1 protein-coding gene and 1 pseudogene are annotated in these 2,135 nt (G+C 67.7%); one reads left to right on the top strand and one right to left on the bottom strand.

Annotated features, from left to right (window positions below):
• Positions 1-107 precede the first annotated feature (107 nt).
• Positions 108-725: a TetR/AcrR family transcriptional regulator C-terminal domain-containing protein gene (locus ACGFYV_RS37490; protein ID WP_393883024.1), complete on the bottom strand. Its 618-nt coding sequence runs from the start codon at positions 723-725 to the stop codon at positions 108-110.
• 66 nt (positions 726-791) lie between these two features.
• Between ACGFYV_RS37490 and ACGFYV_RS37485 the strand changes: the two are divergent.
• A pseudogene (locus ACGFYV_RS37485) lies at positions 792-2,063 on the top strand (beta-ketoacyl-[acyl-carrier-protein] synthase family protein).
• The last annotated feature ends 72 nt before the right edge of the window (positions 2,064-2,135 follow it).

Here is a 2,135-nt window from a genome sequence, read left to right as displayed (position 1 = left end):
TACCCCGCCGAGCTCCCCGAAAGCGCCCCCGCGCTACCCAACACCACCAACACGACCTCGGGCTGACCGGCTACACCACCAGAAGGGACGCCATCCGCTCAGCTGAGCTAGCCGGGCTCGGGGTCGTCATGGATGGTCAATGTTCCGGCGAGGTCGAGGTCGGCGTTAGTGCCGTGTGCCCCGGCGCGGACGAGCAGTACTGCGCCGAGCGCGGTGCTCCAGAACGTCCTGGCCTCCACGCTGAGCGATCGACGGGTCCTCCAGCCGCGACTAACGATGAGCTGGCTCACGAAGCCCTCTGATTGTCGGAACAGCAACTGGAGGTGCTGGTCGACCACGGGGGCGAGTTCGGGTTTGGAGATCCCGACGGCGAGTGCTCGCGCGACCGATGGGAGCGAGGGCATGGCTAGTACTGCGCGGGCGATGTTGCGTCGAAATGTCGCCGCATCGGGGGCCTGTCGGCCGATGCGCTCAATCCGTCGGGCGTCGTGCAGCAAGCCGAGAAAGGCGGCGTGCACGAGCAGCGAGTCCTTGGATCCGAAGTGGTAGGTGACCTGATTGGGGAAGACGCCTGCAGCGTTCGCGATCTCCGCGACGCTCACCTCAGCGCCGGGCCGCTCCTTGCAGAGCCGTGCAGTTGCTTCAATCAGCCGGCGCCTCGTCGCGCGACCGCGGTCACGTGACCGAGCCGACGTTGATCGAGCTTCGGTTCGCTCCTTCTCCACACCCAAATTGTATGTGATACAACAAGGCTCGTTCGTTTGTATCGCATACAAGAAAGGTCCCATGGCATGCACCGGACTGAAGTCGTTGTGACTGGACTCGGCGCGATCACGCCACTCGGTGGAGACGTGGAGTCCACTTGGGACGCCCTGCTTGCCGGCGAGTCCGGCATCCGCGGCGGCGTCCTGCCCGGCCACGAGGACGCCGGCCTTCCCGACACCGTCGCGGGGACGATGGCGATCGACCCCGCCGAGTCGCTGCCGCCGGTGCAAGCCAGAAGGCTCGACCGCTCACAGCAGGCAGCCTTCACCGCGGCGGCCGAAGCCTGGGCCGACGCCGGAGCCCCGGAGGTGGACCCGGACCGGCTCGCATCAGCCATCGGCACGGGCATCGGGGGCGTACGGACGCTGCTGAAGGAAGACGACGTTCTGGAGGCGGCCGGGACACGGCGCGTCTCGCCACGTACGGTCCCGATGCTCATGCCCAATGCGGCGGCAGCGCTGATCAGTATCGAATACGGTGCACGGGCCGGGGTCTAAACGCCCGTCTCGGCGTGCTCTTCCGGTGCCGAGGCGATCGCCCTGGGGGCCAGGCTCATTCGGGCCGGCGAGGCGGACGTGGTCATCGCGGGTGGAACCGAGGCTGCGATCACCCCGATCACCGTCGCCGGCTTCGCCCGGGCACAAGCACTGTCGCGATACACCGCCGAACCCGCCTCAGCATCACGGCCGTTCGCTGCGGACCGCAGCGGATTCGTCCTCAGTGAAGGCGCGGCTGTCGTGGTGCTCGAAAGCGCCGAGCATGCCAGCGCCCGTGGCGCGCGTGTCCACGCGGTACTCGCGGGCGCTGGCATCGCCGCCGACGCTCACCACATCACGGCGCCCGCTCCCGATGGCTCCGGTCAGATCTCGGCTATGCGGAAGGCCCTCGCCCAAGCCGGCTTGGCTTCCGAGCAGATCAGCCACATCAACGCCCACGCCACCGGAACTCCGGTCGGCGACGTCGCCGAGGCGCACGCGATCGGGGAGGTCTTCGGGCGCGCCACCGTGACAGCCCCCAAGGCGGCGCTCGGTCATCTCTTTGGCGCAGCCGGTGCAATTGAGGCGCTCATTGCCGTCCTCAGTGTGGAGCATGGCATCATCCCGCCGACCCGCAACCTCACCGCGGCGGGCGTCGGTCCCGACATCGATCTCGATGTCGTCGCAGAGCGACGGGACGTCCCCCAGGAGGCCGTGCTCAGCAACTCCTTCGGCTTCGGTGGGCAGAACGTCTCACTCATCGTCACCAGCGCACGGCACCACGCGTCCCGTACCGCCTCTAGGGCGTGTATCGGGTCGTGATCATTGAGTGGCCCGTGCGAGGTCCTTGATCCAGATGATGGAGGCGCGGAGATGGAGGGCGGCCAAGTAGCT

The sequence above is a fragment of the Streptomyces sp. NPDC048297 genome, from assembly GCF_043201585.1.
In the GTDB taxonomy this organism is placed as follows: domain Bacteria; phylum Actinomycetota; class Actinomycetes; order Streptomycetales; family Streptomycetaceae; genus Streptomyces.
The sequence above is the reverse complement of the archived record's forward strand: the minus strand, read 5'-3'. Positions and strand labels throughout refer to the sequence as shown.